The following is a 5,758-nucleotide window of genomic DNA, read 5'->3' as shown; positions in this document are numbered from 1 at the left end:
ATCCCGAGTCCAAGGCTTCGGTGCAGCCGACCTATGTCGACCCGGAGGTTCGCTCGATCAAGCCGGAAATCCTCATTCTCGTCGGCCTGTGCACGCATTTGGGCTGCTCGCCCACCTTCCGCCCGGAAGTCGCGCCTGCCGACCTTGGACCGAAGTGGGTGGGGGGCTACTTCTGCCCGTGCCACGGTTCCCACTATGACCTGGCTGGGCGTGTCTACAAGTCGCAGCCAGCGCCTCTCAACCTGCCAGTGCCACCGCACTCTTACGAGTCGGACGATGTCATCGTCATCGGCGTCGATCAGGAGAACGCATGATGAGCAAGTTCATGGACTGGATTGATGCTCGCTTCCCCGCCACCAAGATGTGGGAAGACCATCTGAGCAAGTATTACGCGCCCAAGAACTTCAACTTCCTGTACTTCTTTGGCTCCCTGGCGCTGCTGGTGCTGGTCAACCAGATCGTCACCGGGGTGTGGCTGACCATGAGTTTCACGCCCTCGGCGGAGGAGGCGTTCGCCTCGGTCGAGTACATCATGCGGGACGTCGAGTACGGCTGGATCCTGCGCTACCTGCACTCCACGGGGGCGTCGGCGTTCTTCATCGTGGTCTACCTGCACATGTTCCGCGGCCTGCTGTACGGCTCCTACCAGAAGCCACGCGAGCTGGTCTGGCTGTTCGGTATGCTGATCTACCTGGCACTGATGGCCGAGGCATTCATGGGCTATCTGCTGCCGTGGGGGCAGATGTCTTACTGGGGTGCCCAGGTGATCATCTCGCTGTTCGGTGCCATTCCGGTGATCGGTGATGACCTGACCCAGTGGATTCGCGGCGACTACCTGATCTCGGGCATCACCCTTAACCGCTTCTTCGCCCTGCATGTGGTTGCCCTGCCAATCGTGATTCTCGGTCTGGTGGTGCTGCACATCCTCGCGCTGCACGAAGTGGGCTCGAACAACCCCGATGGTGTGGACATCAAGAAGAAAAAGGACGAAAACGGCATCCCTCTGGACGGTATTCCGTTCCACCCGTATTACACGGTCAAGGACATTGTCGGTGTGGTGGTGTTCCTGTTCGTGTTCTGCGCCGTGGTGTTCTTCTTCCCGGAAATGGGCGGCTATTTCCTGGAAAAACCGAACTTCGAGCAAGCCAACGCCTTCAAGACACCGGAGCACATCGCGCCTGTGTGGTACTTCACGCCGTTCTACGCGATCCTGCGTGCTGTGCCTGACAAGTTGATGGGCGTTATCGCCATGGGTGCGGCCATCGCCGTACTGTTCGTTTTGCCCTGGCTCGACCGCAGCCCGGTGCGCTCCATGCGTTACAAGGGCTGGATCAGCAAGACCTTCCTGCTGGTGTTCTGTGTGGCCTTCGTCATCCTCGGCGTGCTGGGCGTACTGGCGCCGACACCTGGGCGCACCTTGCTGTCGCAGGTGTGCACGGTGTTGTACTTCGCCTACTTCCTGTTGATGCCGTTCTACACAAGGCTCGAGAAGACCAAACCGGTTCCGGAAAGGGTGACTGGCTGATGAAAAAGTTGATTGCAGTATTTTTGCTGGCAGTGATGCCTGCCTTTTCCTTTGCTGCCGAACATGGCCTGGAGCTGGACAAGGCCGATATCGACCTGACCGACAAGGCCGCCATGCAGGACGGTGCGCGTACCTTTGCCAACTATTGCATGGGTTGCCACAGTGCCAAGTTCCAGCGCTACGAGCGGGTGGCCGATGACCTGGGGATCCCTCACGAGCTGATGCTCGAGAAACTGGTGTTCACCGGTGCCAAGATTGGTGATCACATGCAGATCGGCATGAAGCCCAGCGACGCCAAGACCTGGTTTGGTGCTGCGCCACCTGACCTGACCCTGGTGGCACGGGTGCGCGGTACCGACTGGCTGTACACATACCTGCGCAGCTTCTACGCGGACCCGTCGCGGCCTTATGGGGTGAACAACAAGGTGTTCCCTAACGTCGGCATGCCCAACGTGCTGGTCGGCCTGCAGGGTAACCAGGTGGTTGGCTGCAAGCAGGTGCAGACCGTGGTCGATGGCAAGAAGCAATTCGACCCACTGACCGGCAGCCCATTGACCCATGAGGCCTGCGACCAGCTGACCATCACGCCGAATTCCGGTACTCTGACGACCGAGCAGTTCGACGAGAAGGTCAAGAACCTGGTGACCTTCCTGGCCTATTCGGCCAACCCGGTAAAACTGGAAAGCCAGCGCATTGGTACCTACGTGTTGCTGTACCTGGCTTTCTTCTTCGTATTCGCCTATTTGCTCAAGCGGGAATACTGGAAGGACGTGCACTGATCACGCAGTAGTTTCTGGTTGTTGAACGCGCCCGCGGGGCCCTGGCAAAACTGCCAGGGCCCCGCGGGCGCGTTTTCATTTACAGTTTCACGAGCATCCCGTGCGAGGAGGCGTTACATGGGCGCGACCAACCGGTTAGCCTGCTATTCCGATCCCGCTGATCATTATTCTCATCGGGTACGCCTCGTTCTGGCCGAGAAAGGTGTCAGTGTGCAGGTCATCGATGTCGACCCTGCGCGCATGCCGCCCAAGCTGGCTGAAGTGAACCCTTATGGCAGCGTTCCGACCTTGGTCGATCGCGACCTGGCGTTGTATGAGTCGACCGTGGTGATGGAGTACCTCGACGAGCGTTACCCGCACCCGCCGCTGATGCCTGTTTACCCCGTGGCGCGGGGCAATACGCGTTTGCTGATGCACCGCATCCAGCGCGACTGGTGTGCCTTGGCAGATACCGTGCTCGACCCTCGCAGCAGCGAGCCCGCGCGTGCCGAGGCACGCAAGGCCTTGCGCGAGAGCCTTACCGGGGTCTCGCCGCTGTTCAATGAGTTCGCCTGCTTCATGAGCGACGAGCAAAGCCTGGTCGATTGTTGTCTACTGCCCATCCTCTGGCGTTTGCCGGTAATGGCTATCGAATTGCCGCGGCCGGCCAAGCCGCTGCTGGATTACATGGAGCGGCAGTTTGCCCGCGAGCCTTTCGAGGCCAGCCTGTCCTCCGTAGAACGTGAAATGCGCAAGCTTTAAGGAGCCCGTTGATGAACTCCAGTCGCCCCTATCTGGTTAAAGCACTGTACGAGTGGATCGTCGACAACGATTGCACGCCCCATATGCTGGTCAATGCCGAATACCCCAAGGTGCAGGTGCCGGACGGTTTCGCCAGTGATGGCCAGATCGTCCTGAATATCTCGCCCAGCGCCGTGCGCAGCCTGCACATGGACAACGACGCCGTCAGCTTCGAGGGCCGCTTCGGTGGCGTGGCTCACTCGCTGTTCGTGCCGGTGTCCGCGATTCTGGGTATTTATGCCCGCGAGAATGGCCAAGGCATGGTCTTCGAGCTCGAGCCGTCGCTGATGGAAGGTGACGATGACCTGGAAGACGATGCTGTTCAGCCAGATGACGATGGCCCGCCAGAAGGTGGCGGTCAGCCGCCGCGCCCGAGTGGCCGGCCAAGCCTGAAGGTGGTCAAGTAACAAAAAAAGGCGATCCAACCGGATCGCCTTTTTCTTTGCTGCACGTTCAGGGTTACAGGTCGCTGATGGTGCGTACCTGGTCCTTGTTGATGCGGGTGCGCTTGCCGTCGAGTTGCTGGAACTCGTAGAAGCCGGTGGCACGCTCGTACTTAGGGGCGTCGACAGCCTGGATTTCACGCCCATCGTTGAGAATGATCAGGCTTGGGGTGGAGCAGCCGGCCAGTGTGGCGAAGGCGCCAGACAGCAGGGCAGGCAGCAGAAGCTTTCTCATGCGGTGTTTCCTGGATTTCTGAAAAGAGAGGCTGAGCAATCAGTCGATGTACTCGAACAGCTTGACGATCTTCTGCACGCCCGACACACCCTGCACCACGGCGGTGGCCGAGTTGGCCTCTTGCTGGGTCACCAGGCCGAGCAGGTAGACGATACCGTTCTCGGTGATCACCTTGATGCGCGAGCTGGGCACGGCATTGTCGGTCAGCATCTGGGTCTTGATCTTGGTGGTCAGCCAGGCGTCGTTGTTGCGTGCCAGGATGGAGGAGGGCTGCATCACCTGCAGCTCGTTGTGCACTTTCTTGACCCGTTGTACCTGGCCGGCGGTCTGCTCGGCGAGGCTCTTGAGCTCGGCGCGAGGGGTTTGCCCGGCCAGCAGCACGATACCGTTGTAGCTGCTGACGACGATGTGCGAGCCCTTGTCCAGGTCGGGGTTGGCCTTGGCGATGTTGACCGCAGCCTTGGTCTCGATCAGCGAATCGTCGATCTTGCTGCCGATGGTGCGCGTACCGCGATCATCGTCGATCGGCGAATTGCGGGTAGAGGTGAGTACCGAGCTGCAACCGGTGACGCTCAGGCAAAGGGTCAAGGCCATCAGGCCGAGGCGCATAGGGGTCATTCTTCACTCCCGAACAGTTGGCTGTCGATCAGATCGCACAGGCAGTGGATCGCCAGCAGGTGGACTTCCTGGATGCGCGCGGTAACGGTCGAAGGCACGCGGATTTCCACGTCCTCGGGCAGCAGTAGCGAAGCCATGCCGCCGCCGTCGCGACCCGTCAATGCTACGACAATCATTTCGCGGTCATGTGCGGCCTGGATCGCCTGGATCACGTTGGCCGAGTTGCCGCTGGTGGAGATCGCCAGCAGTACGTCGCCGGGTTGGCCCAGCGCGCGAATCTGCTTGGAAAAGACTTCGTTGTAGCTGTAGTCGTTGGCGATCGAGGTCAGGGTCGAGCTGTCTGTGGTCAGCGCGATGGCCGGCAGGCTCGGGCGTTCGCGCTCGAAGCGGTTGAGCAGCTCCGACGAAAAGTGCTGCGCATCGCCGGCCGAGCCGCCGTTGCCGCAGGCGAGCATCTTGCCCTCGTTGAGCAGCGCATTGACCATGACCAGGCTGGCCTGCTCGATGTGCGGTGCCAGGATGTCCATTGCCTGTTGCTTGGTATCGATGCTGGCCTGGAACAGCCGGCGGATTCGGGATTGCATGTCCATCTGGTGACCTTAAAGGGGGCGGTGGCCGGTGCGGCGCGCAACAACGACCAGCCCGCGATACATAGAGCAAAAAAAACGAAGTGGGTTCAGCATTCGAAGGCGTTTTTCAGCCATTGAAGCGGTCTGCCTGCATGGTGGCTGCCCTGCAAGGCGACTACGTCGAAGCGGCAGGGGTGGTTGCCCCAATGGGGCTCCTTCTGCAGGAAAAGGCTGGCGGCGAGCACCAGCCTTTTCTGCTTGCGCCCGTCGATACTGTCGAGGGCGCCACCGAAGGCCGCGTGCAACCGGTAGCGGACTTCGACAAATACTACTGTATCGGCGTCGAGCATGACCAGATCAAGCTCACCGCCTTTGCATCGCCAGTTGCGTGCCAGCAGCTGCAGGCCGTGCCCCTGAAGGTACTCAAGGGCCTGGGTCTCTGCTGCCTGCCCGGCGCTGGTCGGCGATGCTGCTGCCATCAGCGCGGGGTGTCAGGCAGGCGCTTGACCTGGCCGCCGGCGAACTCGGCCCAGGGCAGCTGGCGCTCGACGCGCTGGTTGGGGTTGATGCTCAAGCTGCCCGACAGGCCCAAAATGCGGTTGTCCGGCAGTGCTTTCAGCTGGCCCAGGCGTGGCGCCAGGCTGTAGGCATCGACACCCATGGCGTACAGGCGGCCCAGGCTGCCGGCGGCCTGTGGCCACTGCTGCACGACCTGCTGGCGCAGGCTGTTGCTGGTGTCGAGCAGCCACGGCGTTTCGCAGAAGCGGATACCGTTCATGTCGTTGTACTGGTTCACGTCACCGCTGGCG

Annotated in this window: 10 protein-coding genes; 5 read left to right on the top strand and 5 right to left on the bottom strand. The window is 60.8% G+C overall.

From position 1 onward, the window contains the following. From petA to HP546_RS24720, 5 genes are all read left to right on the top strand, one after another. Positions 1 to 314, top strand: a 314-nt coding sequence (gene petA, locus HP546_RS24740; protein WP_172230774.1) for a ubiquinol-cytochrome c reductase iron-sulfur subunit, incomplete at its 5' end; no start/stop codon positions are given. Further along, on the top strand, positions 314 to 1,525 hold the full coding sequence (locus tag HP546_RS24735; RefSeq protein WP_172230771.1) for a cytochrome bc complex cytochrome b subunit: 1,212 nt from the start codon (positions 314 to 316) through the stop codon (positions 1,523 to 1,525). The genes petA and HP546_RS24735, both read left to right, overlap by 1 nt. Beyond that, positions 1,525 to 2,304, top strand: coding sequence for a cytochrome c1 (locus HP546_RS24730; RefSeq protein WP_172230768.1), 780 nt, complete (start codon positions 1,525 to 1,527; stop codon positions 2,302 to 2,304). The genes HP546_RS24735 and HP546_RS24730 overlap by 1 nt, the downstream gene beginning before the upstream one ends. Before the next feature lie 117 nt (positions 2,305 to 2,421). Continuing rightward, on the top strand, positions 2,422 to 3,045 hold the full coding sequence (locus tag HP546_RS24725) for a glutathione S-transferase N-terminal domain-containing protein (protein WP_172230765.1): 624 nt from the start codon (positions 2,422 to 2,424) through the stop codon (positions 3,043 to 3,045). Positions 3,046 to 3,056: 11 nt separating this feature from the next. Continuing rightward, positions 3,057 to 3,491 carry a ClpXP protease specificity-enhancing factor gene (locus tag HP546_RS24720; RefSeq protein ID WP_172230762.1) on the top strand — a complete coding sequence of 145 codons (435 nt, stop codon included), beginning with the start codon at positions 3,057 to 3,059 and terminating at the stop codon, positions 3,489 to 3,491. Positions 3,492 to 3,543: 52 nt separating this feature from the next. Here the strand turns inward: HP546_RS24720 and HP546_RS24715 are convergent, their stop codons facing one another. The 5 genes from HP546_RS24715 to HP546_RS24695 form a co-directional block, all read right to left on the bottom strand. Continuing rightward, entirely contained in the window at positions 3,544 to 3,762 is a 219-nt protein-coding gene (locus HP546_RS24715; RefSeq protein ID WP_172230759.1) for a YgdI/YgdR family lipoprotein, read from the bottom strand. Positions 3,763 to 3,801: 39 nt separating this feature from the next. Then, a complete protein-coding gene (locus HP546_RS24710) occupies positions 3,802 to 4,380 on the bottom strand; it encodes a BON domain-containing protein (protein ID WP_172230756.1) in 579 nt (192 codons plus the stop codon). Next, entirely contained in the window at positions 4,377 to 4,970 is a 594-nt protein-coding gene (locus HP546_RS24705) for a phosphoheptose isomerase (protein ID WP_012274070.1), read from the bottom strand. Before HP546_RS24705 ends, HP546_RS24710 begins: the two co-directional genes overlap by 4 nt. 86 nt (positions 4,971 to 5,056) lie before the next feature. Further along, positions 5,057 to 5,428: a YraN family protein gene (locus HP546_RS24700; RefSeq protein WP_172230753.1), complete on the bottom strand. Its 372-nt coding sequence runs from the start codon at positions 5,426 to 5,428 to the stop codon at positions 5,057 to 5,059. After that, a partial coding sequence (locus HP546_RS24695) for a penicillin-binding protein activator (RefSeq protein WP_172230750.1) occupies positions 5,428 to 5,758 on the bottom strand: 331 nt, incomplete at its 5' end. The genes HP546_RS24695 and HP546_RS24700, both read right to left, overlap by 1 nt.

The organism is Pseudomonas sp. CM25 (assembly GCF_013179705.1).
In the GTDB taxonomy this organism is placed as follows: domain Bacteria; phylum Pseudomonadota; class Gammaproteobacteria; order Pseudomonadales; family Pseudomonadaceae; genus Aquipseudomonas.
Note: the sequence above shows the minus strand (reverse complement) of the source record. Positions and strands in the feature narration are given on the sequence as shown.

Coding starts and splice junctions, on each gene's coding strand:
- HP546_RS24735 (WP_172230771.1), top strand. CDS start 314: ATGAGCAAGTTCATGGACTGGATTGATGCTCGCTTCCCCGCCACCAAG.
- HP546_RS24730 (WP_172230768.1), top strand. CDS start 1,525: ATGAAAAAGTTGATTGCAGTATTTTTGCTGGCAGTGATGCCTGCCTTT.
- HP546_RS24725 (WP_172230765.1), top strand. CDS start 2,422: ATGGGCGCGACCAACCGGTTAGCCTGCTATTCCGATCCCGCTGATCAT.
- HP546_RS24720 (WP_172230762.1), top strand. CDS start 3,057: ATGAACTCCAGTCGCCCCTATCTGGTTAAAGCACTGTACGAGTGGATC.
- HP546_RS24715 (WP_172230759.1), bottom strand. CDS start 3,762: ATGAGAAAGCTTCTGCTGCCTGCCCTGCTGTCTGGCGCCTTCGCCACA.
- HP546_RS24710 (WP_172230756.1), bottom strand. CDS start 4,380: ATGACCCCTATGCGCCTCGGCCTGATGGCCTTGACCCTTTGCCTGAGC.
- HP546_RS24705 (WP_012274070.1), bottom strand. CDS start 4,970: ATGGACATGCAATCCCGAATCCGCCGGCTGTTCCAGGCCAGCATCGAT.
- HP546_RS24700 (WP_172230753.1), bottom strand. CDS start 5,428: ATGGCAGCAGCATCGCCGACCAGCGCCGGGCAGGCAGCAGAGACCCAG.